Genomic DNA, 18,745 nt, shown 5'->3' with positions numbered 1-18,745 from the left:
CCAAATACCCGGATTCTTGAAAGTGTGGAATCTACATGATGATATATATTGAGAAATTAAAGTTATGAGTCAACAACTTTCTAAAGCTTTATTCCAGAAAAAGTCATTAAAAAATGCTTTGGTTAAGTTTAAATTTCCTTCAGATTTAAAACAACGTCACCAAATTATCATCAAATGGGTTGAGGCTTTAAATTCAGGTACTCTTAACCAAGTCAAAGAGATTTCTTTACATGGTGATTTTCTCAAAGATATCTTTCAAAATGTCTTAGGTTACTCTTCCATTATTACAGGTGGTGGTAAAGTTTGGGAAATTCACGCAGAACAAACTATAGCTGACGGTGGGGGTTCTGCTGATGCTGCTGTGGGCTTTTTTACCGCAACAGAAAATAACAAAGGAAAGGTAAAATTACAGGGTAAAGTTGTTGCACCAATTGAATTAAAAGGGACAAAAGATGATTTAGATAGACCCGCATCTGGGAGAAAAGAATCCGCTGTTGATCAGGGTTGGCGCTATGCTAATTATACTCCTGATTGTCATTGGATTATCGTTTCTAATTATCGAGAATTACGATTATATCATACTAATAAAACTCCCGCTTATTATGAACAGTTTTTATTAACTAATTTAGCGGATTTTGAGGAATTTAAAAGATTTTATTTACTGCTTTGTCGAGAAAACTTTTTACCAATTAAAGATATATCTACCATTGACAGGTTGTTAGTAACTTCTGAAGAAGCACAAGAGGACATTACTAAACAACTTTATGAGGAATATAAACAAGTTAGATTAAATATAGTTAAAGATTTCCGGTTTCGTTTTGGTAGTAAATTGCATATTCCTAATCGTGATCAAGTATTAATTGAGAAAGCACAAAAAACATTAGACAGAATTTTATTTATTGCTTTTTGTGAAGATAGGGGATTATTACCCGAAAAGACAATTAGCAAAGCCTATAATAACAAAGATATTTATCATCCTCGACCAATTTGGGAAAATTATAAGGCCGTTTTTCGTTGGGTTGACCAAGGTAATGAAGATCCCCCAATTCCCGGTTATAATGGTGGTTTATTTCAACATGATCCAATTTTAGATCAACTATTAGATATTCCTGATTCTTTGTGTGGTCAACTGCAACAATTAACCCGTTTTGATTTTGATTCGGAAGTTTCCGTAGATATTTTAGGACGAATTTTTGAGCAGTCAATTACAGATTTAGAAGAATTAAAAGCTGATGTTGCTAAACAGGAATTTGATAAAAAACAGGGTAAACGGAAAAAATTAGGCGTATTCTATACTCCCGCTTATATTACTCAATATATTGTTGAAGTTGCAATTGGTGGATATTTACAAAAACGCGAAGATGAATTAAGACAACGGTTAAAAATAGGAGAGTTTATAGATACAGCAGAAAATCAAAAACGGGAAATTGAATTTTGGCAAAGTTACCGAGATGAGGTATTAGTAAAAACGCGAGTTCTTGACCCTGCTTGTGGTTCTGGTGCGTTTTTAATTGCTGCTTTTGATTATTTTGCAGGTCAATATCAACGAGTTAATGATAATTTGCGATTTTTAAAATATGAGACTTTAGAAAATATTGAATTAGATAAGACTATTCTTAGTAATAATCTATTTGGGGTTGATTTGTCTCCTGAGTCGGTAGAAATTACTAAGTTATCTTTGTGGTTAAAAACCGCAACTCAGGGAAAAACTCTAACTTATTTGGATGATAATATTAAAATCGGTAATTCCATCATTAATGATGCAAAAATCACAGATTTACCATTTAATTGGGAAAGTGAATTTTCTCAAATCTTTGCTGACGGTGGTTTTGATGTTGTTATTGGAAATCCTCCCTATATTCGTCAGGAGTTATTATCACCATTTAAACCTTATTTACAGGAAAATTATCAAACTTATGACGGAGTTGCAGATATTTATATTTATTTCTATGAAAAAGGTTTAAATCTGCTTAAACCAGCAGGAATTATTTCTTATATTGTCACTAATAAATGGTTACGTTCTGGTTATGGTGAATCTTTGCGACGGTTTTTTTGTCAGTCCAGTGTGTTTGAACAAATTATTGATTTTGGACACGCACCAATTTTTGAAGACGCGGATACATTTCCCTGTATTATTGCTGCCAGGAAATCTGAAGTTTCAAATACAGACAATGAGAATAAATCAGTTTTAGTTTGTGCTGTTCCTCGTGGGGAGTTGAAAAATATTAACCTCATTCAATATGTGCAAAATCCAGAAAACAGTTTTACTATTCCTTGGTCGCGGTTTTCTGCTCATGCTTGGAGTTTAGAACCTCCTGCGGTTGATGATTTAATGCGGAAAATTCAACGGGTAGGAGTTCCCTTAAAGGAGTTTGCTGGAGTTAAACCGATATGTGGAATAAAAACAGGTTTTAATGAAGCATTTTTCATAGATAATGCTACTAAGAACAAGTTGGTTCAAGCTGACCCAAAATGTGCAGAGATTATTAAGCCTTATTTAAGAGGTCAGGATATTAGTAGATGGGTTGCAGATTATCAAAATTTATGGATTATATTACTTAAGTCTAGTAGTGATTTTACATGGTTATGGAGTCAAGATCAACATACAGCAGAAGAAAATTTTAACCTCCATTTCCCGTCCTTATATGAACACCTAAAACAATTTGAAGATAAACTCTGTAAGCGTTCAGATAAAGGTCATTACTGGTGGGAATTACGATCATGTGCTTTTTATGAAAAATTTGAACAAGCAAAGATATTTATACAAGGAATTGCATTTCATTCAAGGTTTAGCTTTGACACTGATTCAATGTACAGCAATAATGCAGTTTCTATATTACCTACCTCTGATTTATGGGTATTAGCTAGTCTAAATTCCCCCCTTATATGGTGGTATAATTGGAGATATTTACCACACATGAAAGATGAGGCTTTAAACCCTGTTGGTTATTTAATGGAAACCCTACCCATTGCCCAACCCACAGAAGAAACTCGCGCAGAAGTAGAAGCAATTGTCACCCGGTTAATTGAAATTACCAAAATCAACAGACAAGTTTATAAAGATGTTCTCGACTGGTTGCAAATAGAATACAAAATTGAGAAACTGGGCAATAAATTAGAAGACTTTGCTACTTTGGAATTTCCAGACTTTGTAGACGAAGTGAGAAAAAGAATGCCCAAACAAAAAAACGCCAAAAAATCTTCAGACCCTTTAAGTATACCAGCTTTTACAGCTTTACGTCAAGCATATAATGATTATGTTCCCGAAATTAACAGCCGCAAAAACGAAACTGTAAAATTAGAACAGCGTCTTTCTGATTTAATTAATCAAGCTTATCAACTCACAGCAGAAGAAATTGATTTAATGTGGAAAACAGCACCTCCAAGAATGCCTATTTAAGTCCTTGTTTCAAGTTACCTGTGAAGACTCTTTACTCATTCATATTTTTAAGTGTTGCTACTGCTGAAGGAGATATTTGATTGAGATAGCGGAAAACCCAATATTTGAATATGGTATCTAGAATAACAGGGAATGTGGCAATGAACAGGAAAATCGCACTTCTATCTGCTGGAATACCTAAATGATTTGCTATAGTTTCCAGAATGACTTCCCAACCATGTGGGGAATGAAATCCCACAAAAATATCTGTAAATAAAATAATGATGAATGCTTTAGCACTGTCACTCAAACCATAGATAATCTCATTCAGGAGATTTTTAATTGCTACCACCCCTTTTTTATTTGTTAATATAACAACCGTAAAAGCAATTAATCCTAATAAGTCTGCAAAAACATTTGCAACCGCATTATTACTTTTATGTTGAAAATCTTTAGCAATTTCATTTGCTTTCAATGAGATTTTTGCTTCCATAGCTTCTGGAGAAATATCAGGAGAATGTTTTAAAAGCTTTTCAAACCTTAATTCCTCTTCAAAAGACTGTAATTCTTTTAGTGCTTCCTCTTCCATTTCCCAGTTAAGAAAAATAGGTGTACTTTCAGCACTGCGAAAATGTTCTACCGCAGGAAATATGAAAAATTGTTTGGAAATTTCTTGAGTCAAAAGAGGAATTATTATTAATAACAGGAGAAAATTTATAGCTCGTCTCGTTGTTTTACGGGAAGCTTGAAAATTCCTGACTAACTCTTCTTCAGAAGCCGGACTCATATCATTTGTAATTTTCCTAATCGTTCTACCAATGGATCTGGGAAAAATTCCAGTTTTATGAGTAACAGGTTCAATACTAGCCAAACTTATTTGAGATGATTTTTTTAAACCTGGTTCTTCATATTTCACATTGGAAATTATCGGTTTTTGATGAGAATCTACGATTTTAGATGTAGATATTTCAATATCTGAATCATTGTATCTTGTGATTACTTCGTCAATTAACTTGAGTTTATCTAAAAAGGTGTAATTAGAGTTTTTTATAAAAAAGCGACTGATTTTAAATTGTGTAATTTTGATTTTGATTGTATTCAAATATTTTTCCACATCTGTTTGGAAACAATCTAATACATTTTGGCTATACTTCCCTGACTGAGCAGAAACTTTCTCACCACCAAAATGTTGCAATTCAATATCTTGAATTTTTAATGCTAATTGATAGGCCTGTTCTAATGCTCTTTCAGATGTGTTAAATAACCATTGATTACTTTTATCAAAAAAACCATTATTTTTATCAACTAGCTGATCTGATTTCGTGGGAGTTATGTAGTTTTTCATATTTCCGGTAGATGTCCTATTTCGTCAAAAAGTAGGTAGATAATAATATAATATAGAATGACTTCACCCCAACCCCCTCCCCGCAAGGGAAGAGAGGACTATTATTGATCTACCTATAAAAATATACATTTTTACATTTTCTCAGAGATTACCCAGATTGTAAACAAGCTAAAGGGTCGGGAACAGGAAAAGAGTCAGAAGCAAGAGTAACAAATTTACGATTATTAGCATCATAAGCAACGATTTTCCCGGTTTCTATTTGATAAACCCAAGCATGAAGAGAGAGTTTACCACCGTGTAATTTAGAACGAATTACGGGATAGGTTTCTAAATTTTCAATTTGAGTTAAAACATTCTCTTCCACAGCTATTTTTAATAGCGTCTCTCCATCATATTCCTGATAGTTTTCTCGTAAAAGACGACGAGTAGACTCTGCATGACTTTTTAACCAGTCGTAAACTAAAGGCATCTCATCAGGTAAACTATTTAATTGTAGGAGTGCCTTCATACTACCGCAGTGAGAATGACCACAAACAATAATATGTTTAATGTTTAAAGCAGAAACAGCATATTCAATTCCCGCACCTTCGCTACTATTATGACTACCATGGGTGGGAATAATATTACCCAAATTGCGGATAATAAAAAGCTCTCCCGGTTTGGTTTGTGTTAATAAATTTGGATCAATGCGGGAATCAGAACAGGTTATAAAGAGAATTTCAGGGGTTTGTCCTTCAGATAATTGACGAAACATTTCCTGATGAATAGTAAAATAGTTTGTCTGAAATTCGTTAAGCCCTTTCAGGATTCTTTTAATTGGCATTGTGGAATTCATGGTTATTTTACTTTTGTTCTTGACCTAATAGCTGCCACATCATAGCGGTTGCCAAAATTTAGTGATTAACCCATTTAGCTTCTGTCACTAAAAAAACACCTCCCAATTTCTTTAGCAGAGGAGTAATTTTCTGTACTAAACTGTTTAATTGTCTTTCATTTGTGCAAACTGTTATAATATAACTATTGCTAAATGAACAGCCGATATCGGGACAAGATGAACCTCTATCACCCTTACCAGAGGTATCTTTAATAATTGTGTATCCAGAGACTGCAACACTATCTAAAATTTTGGTAGTGTCTTCAACCCAAGAGGTATCTATGATGATCTCTATTTTCTTGACTTCTTGCATGATATCGCTGACTAAATCTATTTGTTCGGAAGTTTGATCTGATCCAATTGACTCAGCTTGAGTGACTAAACATAAACCACCAATGGTTTTTAAGATAGGTAGAATACTATCTATTAAGTAGCTGAATTGTTCCTGATTTTTGCAAATAGCTGAAATATAACTGTTGCTAAATTCTCGACCTAAATCGTTGTAACAAGAACCTCTGTCTCCTTTACCAGAAAGGTTTTCTATCAATGTATATCCAGCCACTTTGTCTGAGTCTAGAATCTTTGATAATTCGGGAATTTCCAGGGTGCTAGTAATGATTTCTACTCGGTTAACAGTTGGCATAACTGATACTTATTTTGGATGTTATAAGCATGGATTTTTGATGAAAAAACTGGAAAATTGAACTATACACCAACCAATTTAATGATTTGTAAATACAGAGGAATACCGACAATAATATTGAAGGGAAATGTTAAAGCTAAAGCCATAGAAACATAGAGACTGGGGTTAGCTTCGGGAACTGTTAATCTCATGGCTGCTGGAACAGCAATATAAGAAGCACTGGCACATAAAACCGCGAATAAAAGGCCATTTCCCTCTCCCATTCCCAGGACTCTTGATATCAAAATGCCAATGATGGCATTGATAATGGGAATAAAAACCGAAAATCCAATCAAGAAAGAACCTGTTTTACTTAAGTCTTTAATTCTTTTTGCAGCAATTAATCCCATATCCAGTAAGAAGAAAGTCAGCACACCATAGAAAATTCCTTGAGTAAATGGTTGTAATTTCTCCCAACCTTTATCTCCCGTTAGCAATCCCACTATCACACTACCAACTAAGAGAAAAACAGACCCATTTAAAAAAGCTTCGTGCATCACTTTTCCCCAAGAAAATTCTTTTTCATCTTCTGTTTTTGGGGCAAAGACTCTCACCAGAATTAAACCGACTATAATGGCGGGAGATTCCATTAAGGCTAATGCTGCAACCATGTGTCCTCCGTAGGAAATATGCAGTTTTTCTAAAAAGGAACTAGCAGTAATAAACGTGACTGCACTAATAGAACCGTAGGTAGCTGCGATCGCAGCTGCGTTATAATTATCAAGCTTAAGTTTGAGAATAAAAAAGGTGTATACTGGCACGATGGCAGCCATAACAATAGCAGCTATGAGAGTGAGTGCTATTTGTAAATTAATCCCACTATCTGCTAGTTCGTGTCCCCCTTTAAACCCAATTGACAAAAGTAAATAAAGAGAAAATAATTTAGGTAAAGGTTGAGGAATTTCTAAGTCAGATTTCCAAAAAACCGCCAGCATTCCCATAAAGAAGAATAAAACCGGCGGATTGAGAATGTTAAATAGGATTAAACTACCATCCATTTGATTTCACTTTTCCTAAAAATTACAAAACCTGACAACTTTTATTAAGTTACCTCATAAATATTAAGAAAATCATGAGAAGCAATTAAGAATTTTCTTAGAATTGGATTTGCAGTTTTTAAGATGGCAATTCTACTGTAAAAGTTGTGATTTGATTAGGCTGACTTGTGACATGAATTGTACCACCATGCAAGCGCACAATTTCATAAGCGATCGCTAATCCTAATCCCGATCCCCCTCTATTCCCAGAGCGATCGCTTTCTGCACGGTAAAATCGTTTAAACAGATGGGGTAAATCTGCTGCTGCAATTCCTTTACCTGTATTCATAATATTTATTGTTACCTGTTCTTTTTCCAGATATGCTTTAACCTTAATATTACCTTCAGGGGGAGTGTACTTAATGGCATTATCCAGTAAATTTAAAAACAGGCTAATTAAGTGGTCAGAGTTACCAGTAATGTCAAGTGAGGGTTCTATGCTTGCACTGATATTAATATTTTTAACCTCTGCTAAAGGATAAATTTGCTCTATTAAAACTTCTAGTAAATCGCTTAAATCAAAATTATTTAAACTCAATTGGTATTCGGATTCGCTTTGATCTAAACGAGTGAGGAAAAGTAACCCATTAGCAAGACGAATTAAGCGATCAACCTCTCCTTCTAATTGTTGCAGAGTACTTTCGTATTCTTCCACAGTCCGAGATCTACTTAAAGTCACACCAATTTGCCCTTTAATCACCGTTAGAGGTGTGCGTAACTCATGGGAGGCATCGGCTGTAAAACGTCTTTCATGCTCAAATGCGGCTTGTAACCGATCCAACATCCTATCTATAGTCACAGCTAATCGTGCTACTTCATCTACTGAACCTTGATAGTTAATACGTTGAGTAAAATCATCTGGACCAATTGCTTGTGCAGTACAGATAATCCGATCAATAGGACGTAAAGCCCGTTCAGCTAAAAATAAGCCGCCAAATGCTGCAAATAAGAGAATCAAAGGACAACTAAACAGAATCAAAGCCAGCAGGTTTTCTGATGCTGTAGAAATTGGTTTCAGGGATTGGGCGACCTGCAACCAACCTGTTGTTGGAGATAAACCCAATGATTGAGTATAAACTCGCCAGGTTTTATTGTCTACAGTAACGTTGGTATAACCCGGTTTTATTTCTCTCATCCGTGGTAAATCTTGGTATTTACCAATACCACCCCATATTTCACCTTGCGGTGAAACTAACTGGACGACAAAACCAGCGGCCGCGAACCGATGAGTAATTTTTTCCGACTGCTTTATGATCCTCAAAGTGGGATTACCGTCTACTTCCAGGACTTCCATAAAAGCCTCAGCAGCAGCAATCTGTAAGGTTGTATCTAATTGATTGAGCAAACTATGTTGAAATCGAATATATAAATAGATATCAAAAAATATCATAGTTAGCCCAAAAAGTATTATGTACCATGCGGTTAGACGTATCCTCATGGTACTTTTATGAGATCTCCAAAAAAACATAAAAATTAACTCAAAATTAACTCAAAATTAACTCACAGGATCAGACTTTAAACAATATCCTACTCCTCTGACTGTATGAAGTAGTGGCTGGTCAAAACCTCGGTCTATTTTCCGTCTTAGATAGCCGACATATACATCAACCACATTAGAATCACTATAGAAGTCAAAATCCCAGACGTGTTCTCCGATTTGGGTACGGGTAAGCACTGAATGAGAATTACGTAACAAATATTCTAAAAGTTTAAATTCTAAGCCGCTCAATTGAATCAAACGCCCTCCACGTTTAACTTCTCTTTTAACCACATCCATAGTTAAATCCCCAACTTGTAAAATGTGATTGAATTTTAGGGGGGGACGACGTTGTAAAGCTCGCAAACGCGCCAGAAGTTCCGAAAATGCAAAAGGTTTAACTAAGTAGTCATCAGCACCTTGATCCAATCCTTGTACTCGGTCTTCTATAGTATCCCTTGCTGTCAGTAATAAAACTGGAGTTTTAATTTTTTGACTGCGAAATTCTCCTAATAGCTTTAACCCATTAATCTTGGGGAGCATGATATCTAGGATAATGATATCATATTCAGCACAAGACGCATATTGCTTACCTTCTTCACCATCGTGAGCAACATCTACAGCGTAACTCATTTCCTTGAGTCCTTGACTGATAAATTGGGCGATTCCCGGTTCATCTTCAACTAACAAAATTCGCATCTTTGTTCAGTCTACATTTGATACAATATTTGACACAATAAACAATAAATTATCTAATTTTATAGGATCTTGAAGCAGTCTATTTTCTGATACAATCAAAAATTCGACTCCTTTAATATAAATTGATCTATGAGCAAGGGTACTCTATTTGACAAAGTTTGGGATTTACATACTGTTGGTACACTACCATCAGGATTAACACAACTATTTATTGGACTACATCTTATTCATGAAGTTACCAGTCCCCAGGCCTTTTCCATGCTGAAAGGAAGGGATTTAAAAGTATTATTTCCGCAGCGAACCATAGCCACAGTAGATCATATTGTTCCCACCGAAAACCAAGCCCGTCCCTTCGTGGATAACATGGCCGAGGAAATGATCCAAGCATTAGAAAAGAATTGTCAAGCACATAACATAACATTTTACAATATTGGTTCAGGGAATCAAGGTATAGTTCATGTCATTGCTCCCGAATTGGGACTAACTCAACCGGGCATGACCATCGCTTGCGGTGATAGTCATACGTCAAGTCATGGCGCGTTTGGAGCGATCGCTTTTGGTATAGGTACAAGCCAAGTTAGAGACGTTTTAGCCTCCCAAACCCTATCACTATCAAAATTAAAAGTCCGCAAAATCGAAGTTAACGGTAACTTAAAACCCGGAGTTTACGCCAAAGACGTAGTATTACATATTATCCGTACCCTAGGGGTTAAAGGAGGTGTAGGCTACGCTTATGAATTTGCTGGTACAACCTTTGCCCAAATGAACATGGAAGAAAGGATGACCGTTTGTAACATGGCCATCGAAGGTGGGGCGCGATGCGGATACGTCAACCCCGATAAAATTACTTATGATTATTTACAAAATAGAGACTTTGCCCCTAAAGGTGCAGACTGGGAAAAAGCCCTAAATTGGTGGCAATCCCTGAGTAGTAATCCCGATGCCGAATATGACGATATCGTAGTATTTAATGCCGAAGCTATCCCCCCCACAGTCACATGGGGAATTACACCCGGTCAAGGAATTGGCGTAGATGAAAAAATTCCCACAGCCGCAGAACTGCTAGAAGAAGACCGCTTAATAGCCGAAGAAGCATATTCTTACATGAATCTATATCCCGGACAACCCATCCAAGGAACAAAAATAGATGTTTGCTTCATAGGTAGCTGTACCAACGGACGTATAAGCGACCTAAGAGAAGCCGCCAAAATCGCCCAAGGTCGGCAAGTTGCTGCGGGAGTCAAAGCCTTTGTTGTCCCCGGTTCAGAAAGAGTCAAAAAAGAAGCCGAAGCCGAAGGACTAGATAAAATCTTTGTTAAAGCCGGTTTTGAATGGAGAGAACCAGGGTGTTCCATGTGTTTAGCCATGAACCCCGACAAACTCCAAGGGAGACAAATCAGCGCCTCCTCCTCCAACCGCAACTTCAAAGGTAGACAAGGATCATCCTCCGGTCGTACCTTACTCATGAGTCCGGCTATGGTAGCCACCGCCGCCATAAAAGGGGAAATTGCCGACGTACGGGCTTTATTATAAAATAAAAATCTTGTGGGGTGGGCATCTTGCCTGCCCAAACCAGAATTGAGTCCCAAAAAAATCTCTCTCAAACTCTGAAAAATCTTGTGGGGTGGGCATCTTGCCTGCCCAAACCAGAATTGAGTCCCAAAAAAATCTCTCTCAAACTCTGAAAAATCTTGTGGGGTGGGCATCTTGCCTGCCCAAACCAGAATTGAGTCCCAAAAAAATCTCTCTCAAACTCTGAAAAATCTTGTGGGGTGGGCATCTTGCCTGCCCAAACCAGAATTGAGTCCCAAAAAAATCTCTCTCAAACTCTGAAAAATCTTGTGGGGTGGGCATCTTGCCCGCCCAAACCAGAATTGAGTCCCAAAAAAATCTCTCTCAAACTCTGAAAAATCTTGTGGGGTGGGCATCTTGCCCGCCCAAACCAGAATTGAGTCCCAGATATTCCTTTGTGTCCTTCGTCCCTTCGTGGTTAATTAATTATGGTAAGTGAAGTAAAACAAATATCCAGTCAAGCCGTTCCCCTACTTGGTAACGACATAGATACCGACCGAATTATACCCGCCCGCTACTTAAAAGCCATTACCTTTGACGACCTAAGAGAGGGGGTATTTGTGGACGACAGAAAAGCCTTAAACGGTGAACACCCATTTGACCAAATCCAATACCAAGGGGCAAATATCCTCATAGTTAACCGCAACTTTGGCTGTGGTTCGTCAAGGGAACACGCACCCCAAGCCCTGGCCAAATGGGGAATCAAAGCCCTCATTGGTGAAAGCTTTGCGGAGATATTCTTTGGTAATTGCGTAGCCATGGGGATACCATGCGTAACGGCTGAAGCAGAGGTAGTTAAACAACTGCAAGAATTAGTTATCGCCAATCCTCAAGAAGTTGTTACCATAGATTTGGAAAAATTGCAAGTGGAAATTGGTGATTTTACTGCCTCGGTTGTCATGAGTGAAGGCACAAGAAGTGCCTTTATTAGTGGAACATGGGACGCTTGCGGACAGTTGGTAGCAAATGCTCAACAGGTAAAAGCAACGGCGGCCAAATTACCTTATATTGCTTGGGGCAATTTGGCCGCGAGTTAGTCGCCGCTTTTTTTGTCTCTGAGGTTGTATTTTATCGAACCACTCCAGGCACAGAGGACACGGAGAAAAGAGGTGGAAAAGGAATTTTGGGTCATATTTTTTGGTCATATTGAGTTAATTGTTATGAGATGAATAAAATTAATTATTGGTTAATGAAGTCAGAACCATCAGTTTATAGTATTACTGATTTACAACGGCAAGGTGAGACTATTTGGGACGGTGTACGTAATTATCAAGCGCGTAATTTTCTCAAACAAATGCAAATAGGAGATTTAGCATTTTTCTATCATTCTAATGCTGAACCTCCAGGAATTTTTGGCTTAATGCGGATAGTTGAAACAGATATTAATGACCCGACACAATTTGATGTTAACAGTAAATATTATGATGCTAAATCAACTCCTGAATCTCCCCGTTGGCAAACTGTGAAAGTGGAATTTGTAGAAGTTTTTAATTATCCTATTTCACTATCAACACTCAAAACAAAATTTAAAGATGATGAATTATTAGTAGTCAAAAAAGGTAATCGTTTATCAGTAAATCCTATCATGGAATCAGTGGCAACTAGGATTTTAGAAATGGGAAGGGATATTTAGAGAGCCTAAAAAAAGCCTAAAAAAAAAGATATTAGCATCCCCTGCCGCTCTCTGTGTCCTCTGTGCCTGGAGTGGTTCGATAAAAAATATAATTCATCTACCCAAAAAGCGTTAACCTAGATCTAAAGTTCACAAATAATTATGACACCAGAAGAAATAGCGGGTACATTAACGGAGTTATTTAGCGTTGAAGTTGTAAAATCTATAGCCCCTGGTTCTTGGCAAGTAGAAACTACTGATTTTCGATTATTGGTGCTACTTTCAGAAGATCATACTTGGTTGCGGGTATTACTGCCAATTATGCCCTTACAAGAGGCTACAGCATTTCTCACGCAGTTTCTAGAGGCTAATTTTGATGATACTCAAGAAACACGCTACGCCGTTTATGATGGGGTAGTGTGGGGAGTGTTCCAGCATAATAGTGGCACTTTGAGTAATGCAGATTTTACTAATGCGATCGCTCGTCTGATATCATTACATCAAACTGGTGTAAATGATGTTTTCAATAATTTGGTAGAAGTTCGTATCCGCGAAATTATTAAAACAGCGAAACAACAGGGACAATCTCTAGAAGCTACTATGCAAAATCTAGACCGTTTTTATGCAGAAGGATTATTAGGAGATATTGACCAAAATCCCCAAGGACGAAAGGAGGTTTTAGCGGCTTGGAGACGACAATTAGAAGGTCTTTGGCAGGAAATGTAATTGCAGTAACAAGGAAATAGAATATCTATTGAGAACTTCTATTTCCTGCTATTTATTACTAACGCCGTCAATTCACAATTAAGAATTAGAAAGGCAGATTACACAAGTCTATTACCAGCAATAATTGAGGCTTTGACCGTCAATAATTTACCAATGTTGAGGAGAGAATTTGACTTCTCAAAATTTTTTTAAACATCATTTCCAGAATCTAGATCATGACCCTTGCACAAATCCAAACTCAAATCAAAAACCAAGTAGCTAAAATTGAAGAGCAGCAACAAGCTTTATTCGATTCTCAAAAAGAATTATCTTTGCTTTTAGAACAGAAAAAAATCATGCAACAAGTGGCATATAAAAAGATTAAAGAAGCAGCGCAGTTATTAAAAGCAGCACAGGCTGATTTAGAGTATACAACTGAAGAGATCATAGACATCACTAAATCAGAAATGATCAGCCCTGAAGCAGAAAATCAGTTAAAATCTTTAGAAGAATATAACCAAAATAGTTTAACTTTAGGGAATGGAAAAATTGAGTTAGAAAAATCTGGATTTAGTATCGCAGAAGGTCAAAAAGAACTGGTTAATGCTATTACCGAGAAACTGGATGATTTTGAATTTGCTTTATCCCGTTTACCCGTGGAAGAAAGAGATTATGCTAGAGTAAAACTACAGTCTGTAATCGGTAATTTCATCAACAAGTAATATACCATTTTCTATGATCAACACCAGCACAACATCAATTTATGGATATTATAGAAACCCTCAAAGCTGATTATCAAAGATTTCCTGTCAATCAAACTTACAGCATTTATGCCCAAGATGTTTATTTTCAAGATGCTGTTTTTAAGTTTCGAGGACTGGAACTTTACAAATGGATGATTAAATTTATTCAGACTTTTTTCCTCAATCTTAAACTGGATTTACATAACATCCAATCTCAGGAAGAAATTATTAAAACTGAATGGACTATGAGTTGGAATTCTCCCCTACCTTGGAAGCCTTATATTTCCGTTTCTGGCTGGAGTGAATTACGTTTGAATGCTGACGGTTTAATTGTTTCTCATATTGACTATTGGTACTGCTCTCGTTTAGACGTAATTAAGCAGCATTTCATTTCTTTGAAAAAACCATCATAATGTAAATAAATGTAAATAAACTTCAGGCAGTAAGGAATCATTGATGCGAGTAATTTTAATGACAGGGAAAGGTGGCGTGGGTAAAACCTCCGTGGCCGCAGCCACTGGACTCCGTTGTGCAGAACTGGGCTATCGGACATTGGTTTTAAGTACAGACCCTGCCCACTCCCTGGCCGACAGCTTTGATATAGAATTAGGACATGATGCCCGTCTCGTGCGTCCTAATTTGTGGGGTGCGGAATTAGACGCACTGCAAGAATTAGAAGGTAATTGGGGGGCTGTGAAACGCTATATCACCCAAGTTTTACAAGCCAGGGGTTTAGACGGCATACAAGCGGAAGAATTGGCGATTTTACCGGGCATGGATGAAATTTTCGGCTTGGTGAGAATGAAACGTCATTATGATGAAGGAGAATATGATGTTTTAATTATTGACTCCGCCCCCACTGGTACAGCATTAAGACTGTTAAGTTTGCCGGAAGTTGGTGGTTGGTATATGCGTCGTTTTTACAAACCCTTCCAAAATATTTCCGTTGCCCTCAGACCACTTGTAGAACCTATTTTTAGACCCATTGTTGGTTTTTCTTTACCAGATAAAGAGGTAATGGACGCACCCTATGAATTTTATGAGCAAATTGAAGCTTTGGAAAAAGTTTTAACTGACAATACTCAAACCTCTGTGCGTCTGGTGACGAATCCTGAAAAAATGGTAATTAAAGAATCTCTTCGCGCTCACGCCTATCTAAGTTTGTATAATGTAGCCACAGATTTAGTGATTGCTAACCGAATTATTCCCCAAGAAGTAACAGATCCTTTTTTCCAACGGTGGAAGGAAAATCAAGAACAATACCGTCAAGAAATTCATGATAATTTCTTACCTCTTCCAGTCAAAGAAGTACCTCTATACTCTGAAGAATTGTGTGGTTTACCAGCTTTGGAAAGGCTGAAAGAAACCCTCTACAAAGATGAAGATCCAACTCAAGTTTATTATCAAGAAACTACAATCAGAGTTGTCCAAGACAAAAACCAATACAGTTTAGAACTGTATTTACCTAACATTCCTAAAAGTCAAATTCAACTGAAAAAAACTGGAGATGAGTTAAACATCACTATTGGTAATCATCGCCGTAATTTGGTATTACCTCAAGCTTTGGCCGCACTGCAACCAGCAGGGGCAAAAATGGAAGATGATTATCTAAAAATTCGCTTTGCTTGAAGCGTCTAAATTTTTAGACACCCGACTCTTTAAATAAGTCGGGTATCTGTTTATTTATCCAATAAAAATATGAGTTATCTCTACTTTTGTTTTACGTAAGTCCTGAAATCTCAATTATCGTCCCAATTCTTCAATGTTCTTCATTGCTTGTTGATATAAGTCTTTGTTTCCTTCTTTGTCAAAAATAGCTGCTGCCCGTTGTAGGTCTTTTAATGCCCCCCGTTTATCTCCAATTGCAGCATAGGCGTTACCGCGATTATTAAAAGCAGAACCAAAATTAGGATTAATACGAATTGCTTCATTATAATCGGATATTGCTTTTTGCTGTTCTCCCCTGGCTGCGTAAGCATTGCCACGATTGTTATAAGCTACAGCATATTCTTGATTGATCCGAATTGCTTGAGTATAGTCCTCTAAAGCTCCGTTTTTATCACCTTGGTTTCCACGAGCATTACCTCGATTGTTGTAAAATTCCGCAGATTTAGGCTTGATACTAATAGCTTGATTATAATCGGCGATCGCTCTTCTATAATCCCCAATAGATGAAAAGGCATTGCCACGATTATTGTAAGCTTCCGCATCATTAGCATTTAAACGTAATACCTGATTATAATCGGCGATCGCTCCCTCTTTATTACCAGTATCAAAATAAACCAATCCCCGACCTTTAAATGCTGGTGCATATTCAGGATTAAGACTAATTGATTTACTATAGGCAGCAATGGCCGCTTGAGAATTACCTTTCAGGTGTTGAGTTTGTCCCTGAACATAAAATTCTGCATATTTGGATGTTTTTCCTATCTTTGGATTTGGGGTAGTTGCTGCTCTTTCTGTCACTAAAATATCTTGATTATTACTACAAGCAAGGCAAATTATCCCACTAAAAATCGTAAGCATTGCTATAGTCAATGCTCGGTTTATCTGTCGCTGTTTATGTGTCAATAACTGCCATTTCATAATTTACTATAAATCGCCATTTTACTTGGAGTAAATCATTTACTAAATTGCTTACTTACTTCTGCAATATTTTAGCTTTTTGATGAAATGAAATCTAAATGATCAGATTGGTAAATAATTTTATTCAGCTAATCACCCGATATTAATAAATGTTGACAATATTATCCTTTATATCTACATTTATAGTATTACTAAACTATCGCTGATAATTCTGTCAATTTTATTAGCATTTTTAGAAAAAATTTCATACCAGTACAAGTATTTATATTTGAATATTATTAATATTAATCCTCCTCACATTCTTAATATTCTTAATTTTTAGGGTTTATTTTCCCTTAGGTATTTTCATCAATATTTACTCTCAAATTTTTCCGAATATTTTACGTTAAAATAATTGTCAAATCTAACTAAATCAATCCCTTGATTTTTTACCAAATCTACCAATTCTTGAAACTTAGTCTTGACAGTTTTTCATAGCTAGTCAGTTTACAGAATAATGTTTCCAAAATATTTTGTGATTACATCGCTAGTAACATTTTGTTACCAATAATGCACAGCAAGTGCTGCTCATTATTATAATGACTTTTGTTAATAACTGCTGCCAATGTGCCAAAATACCCCTTTTTATATCATTTAACGGCAATTTTCAGCCAAATAGGGAAATTATTTCTGTACCCTATTCGGTAAAATGGTTTCAAAACAGCTAACTAGAAAATTTTCCATTAAAAAAGCTCAGGAATAAATACCTGAGCTAATGGTAAACTTAATTATCCTAGAGGGGAATATTTTTCTAACTGAACTCTATAGATACTAGTAGCGGTTACGACCACCACCACCACCATAGTTTCCACGACCACCACCACCAAAAGAACCACGATCTTCTTTGGGTTTAGCCTTGTTTACTTTCAAATTACGTCCCATCCATTCAGCACCATCAAGAGCTTCAATGGCTGCTGTTTCTTCCGCATCTGTACCCATTTCTACAAAAGCGAAACCACGAACCTTGCCTGTTTCTCTGTCGGTAGGTATTTGGACACGCTTTACAGTGCCATACTCTGCAAAAACTCCGTTTAAATCGTTATCGGTAACTTCATAAGAGAGGTTACCCACATAAATCGACATAGACTGTCTCCAAAATCATAAGAGTGTAGAGATTTAGATTTCGGAGAAAAGTCTGTAAATACCAAAGGTAAAAATCCTATCAATACTAAAAACAAACGTGGTCTACCGAATTACTTCTCAAGTCCCATTATCACATAAAAAATGGATATTTAGCTCAGAAAATTAAAAAAATTTATCAAAGAAATTTATCAAAGATTTTTTCACTTCACAATTAGCGATCGCAGCATAAGATATTCTGAGCATTCTCTCATTATACTTATTTTAATGAATTTAGAGCCACAATAACCATCTATTTTCGTTATTTTCAGCAGTTTAGGCTACAGGCTAAATTTTAGGTTTTTTGTTCATGTTGCACTTTAAACATTCCTCAATCATTAACGCACCAGTAGAAGTAGTTTGGAAATTTCATGAAAGGCCAGACATAATACAGTTACTCACCCCACCTTGGCAACCTGTACAAGTAGTCAGACGTGAAGGAGGACTAGAAGCCGGTGCAATTACAGAATTTCGTCTTTTTCTGGGCATTTTACCCTTAACTTGGTTAGCACGTCACACAGACTATGAAAAATATCGTCTGTTTAGTGATCAACAAATATCTGGACCTTTTGAGTCCTGGATACATCGTCATGAATTTACGGAGGAAAACGGCAAAACTAGATTAACTGATCATATTACCTATGCCATGCCTGGAGGTAATGGAGTGGAACTTATGAGTGGTTGGTTAGTACAAGCACAGTTAGAAGTCATGTTTCGCTATCGTCATTATATAACTAAACGCGAATGTGAAAAGTGAACACAAAAAAACGCCCTCCTTGCGGAGAGCGTTTTTTATTTAACTAGACTCTAGTTATTAACCGTTGATTGCAGGAGCAGTTAAAGCAACAGGAGCAACATCAGCAGCAGCCAAATCTA

General features: G+C 36.6%; 17 protein-coding genes. 9 read left to right on the top strand and 8 right to left on the bottom strand.

The annotated features are described in order from the left end of the window. Positions 1-64 precede the first annotated feature (64 nt). Positions 65-3,400: an Eco57I restriction-modification methylase domain-containing protein gene (locus H6F62_RS12465; protein ID WP_190372183.1), complete on the top strand. Its 3,336-nt coding sequence runs from the start codon at positions 65-67 to the stop codon at positions 3,398-3,400. Between the two features lie 31 nt (positions 3,401-3,431). On the opposite strand, the gene H6F62_RS12460 is transcribed toward H6F62_RS12465, so the two are convergent. The 6 genes from H6F62_RS12460 to H6F62_RS12435 all read right to left on the bottom strand — a co-directional run bounded on the left by H6F62_RS12460 (position 3,432) and on the right by H6F62_RS12435 (position 9,493). After that, positions 3,432-4,724, bottom strand: a complete 1,293-nt coding sequence (locus H6F62_RS12460) for a proton extrusion protein PcxA (RefSeq protein ID WP_190372182.1) — start codon at positions 4,722-4,724, stop codon at positions 3,432-3,434. A gap of 148 nt (positions 4,725-4,872) precedes the next feature. Further along, the gene (locus tag H6F62_RS12455; RefSeq protein WP_028084745.1) at positions 4,873-5,547 is read right to left on the bottom strand and encodes a carbonic anhydrase; all 675 of its coding nucleotides are present in this window, start codon (positions 5,545-5,547) and stop codon (positions 4,873-4,875) included. Between the two features lie 70 nt (positions 5,548-5,617). Next, a complete protein-coding gene (locus tag H6F62_RS20540) occupies positions 5,618-6,241 on the bottom strand; it encodes a hypothetical protein (RefSeq protein ID WP_199306429.1) in 624 nt (207 codons plus the stop codon). 62 nt (positions 6,242-6,303) lie between these two features. Continuing rightward, complete coding sequence (locus tag H6F62_RS12445) at positions 6,304-7,278, bottom strand: sodium-dependent bicarbonate transport family permease (protein WP_190372181.1); 975 nt, start codon at positions 7,276-7,278, stop codon at positions 6,304-6,306. Positions 7,279-7,396: 118 nt separating this feature from the next. Next, positions 7,397-8,707: a HAMP domain-containing sensor histidine kinase gene (locus H6F62_RS12440; RefSeq protein WP_242025998.1), complete on the bottom strand. Its 1,311-nt coding sequence runs from the start codon at positions 8,705-8,707 to the stop codon at positions 7,397-7,399. Positions 8,708-8,812: 105 nt separating this feature from the next. Next, positions 8,813-9,493, bottom strand: a complete 681-nt coding sequence (locus H6F62_RS12435) for a response regulator transcription factor (RefSeq protein ID WP_028084741.1) — start codon at positions 9,491-9,493, stop codon at positions 8,813-8,815. Between the two features lie 129 nt (positions 9,494-9,622). Between H6F62_RS12435 and leuC the strand changes: the two genes are divergently transcribed. The 7 genes from leuC to H6F62_RS12400 all read left to right on the top strand — a co-directional run bounded on the left by leuC (position 9,623) and on the right by H6F62_RS12400 (position 15,754). Further along, positions 9,623-11,026 carry a 3-isopropylmalate dehydratase large subunit gene (leuC, locus tag H6F62_RS12430; protein WP_190372179.1) on the top strand — a complete coding sequence of 468 codons (1,404 nt, stop codon included), beginning with the start codon at positions 9,623-9,625 and terminating at the stop codon, positions 11,024-11,026. A 467-nt stretch (positions 11,027-11,493) separates the two neighbouring features. After that, positions 11,494-12,102 carry a 3-isopropylmalate dehydratase small subunit gene (leuD, locus tag H6F62_RS12425; protein WP_137908676.1) on the top strand — a complete coding sequence of 203 codons (609 nt, stop codon included), beginning with the start codon at positions 11,494-11,496 and terminating at the stop codon, positions 12,100-12,102. Positions 12,103-12,230: 128 nt separating this feature from the next. Next, complete coding sequence (locus H6F62_RS12420) at positions 12,231-12,698, top strand: EVE domain-containing protein (RefSeq protein ID WP_236097154.1); 468 nt, start codon at positions 12,231-12,233, stop codon at positions 12,696-12,698. Between the two features lie 141 nt (positions 12,699-12,839). Then, entirely contained in the window at positions 12,840-13,403 is a 564-nt protein-coding gene (locus H6F62_RS12415) for a hypothetical protein (protein WP_137908675.1), read from the top strand. A 215-nt stretch (positions 13,404-13,618) separates the two neighbouring features. Continuing rightward, positions 13,619-14,104 carry a hypothetical protein gene (locus H6F62_RS12410; RefSeq protein WP_137908674.1) on the top strand — a complete coding sequence of 162 codons (486 nt, stop codon included), beginning with the start codon at positions 13,619-13,621 and terminating at the stop codon, positions 14,102-14,104. 41 nt (positions 14,105-14,145) lie between these two features. Then, complete coding sequence (locus H6F62_RS12405; protein WP_137908673.1) at positions 14,146-14,538, top strand: DUF2358 domain-containing protein; 393 nt, start codon at positions 14,146-14,148, stop codon at positions 14,536-14,538. 43 nt (positions 14,539-14,581) lie between these two features. Further along, positions 14,582-15,754, top strand: a complete 1,173-nt coding sequence (locus H6F62_RS12400) for a TRC40/GET3/ArsA family transport-energizing ATPase (RefSeq protein WP_028084734.1) — start codon at positions 14,582-14,584, stop codon at positions 15,752-15,754. A 114-nt stretch (positions 15,755-15,868) separates the two neighbouring features. On the opposite strand, the gene H6F62_RS12395 is transcribed toward H6F62_RS12400, so the two are convergent. Together H6F62_RS12395 and H6F62_RS12390 are read right to left on the bottom strand one after the other, a co-directional pair. Then, on the bottom strand, positions 15,869-16,711 hold the full coding sequence (locus H6F62_RS12395; RefSeq protein ID WP_137908672.1) for a tetratricopeptide repeat protein: 843 nt from the start codon (positions 16,709-16,711) through the stop codon (positions 15,869-15,871). An 810-nt stretch (positions 16,712-17,521) separates the two neighbouring features. Then, the gene (locus tag H6F62_RS12390) at positions 17,522-17,833 is read right to left on the bottom strand and encodes an RNA-binding protein (protein WP_137908671.1); all 312 of its coding nucleotides are present in this window, start codon (positions 17,831-17,833) and stop codon (positions 17,522-17,524) included. A gap of 346 nt (positions 17,834-18,179) precedes the next feature. On the opposite strand from H6F62_RS12390, the gene H6F62_RS12385 reads away from it, so the two are divergent. Then, a complete protein-coding gene (locus H6F62_RS12385; RefSeq protein WP_137908670.1) occupies positions 18,180-18,626 on the top strand; it encodes an SRPBCC family protein in 447 nt (148 codons plus the stop codon). Positions 18,627-18,745 lie beyond the last annotated feature (119 nt).

The organism is Anabaena sp. FACHB-1391, assembly GCF_014696755.1.
Taxonomy (GTDB): domain Bacteria; phylum Cyanobacteriota; class Cyanobacteriia; order Cyanobacteriales; family Nostocaceae; genus Dolichospermum; species Dolichospermum planctonicum.
The sequence above is the reverse complement of the archived record's forward strand: the minus strand, read 5'-3'. Positions and strand labels throughout refer to the sequence as shown.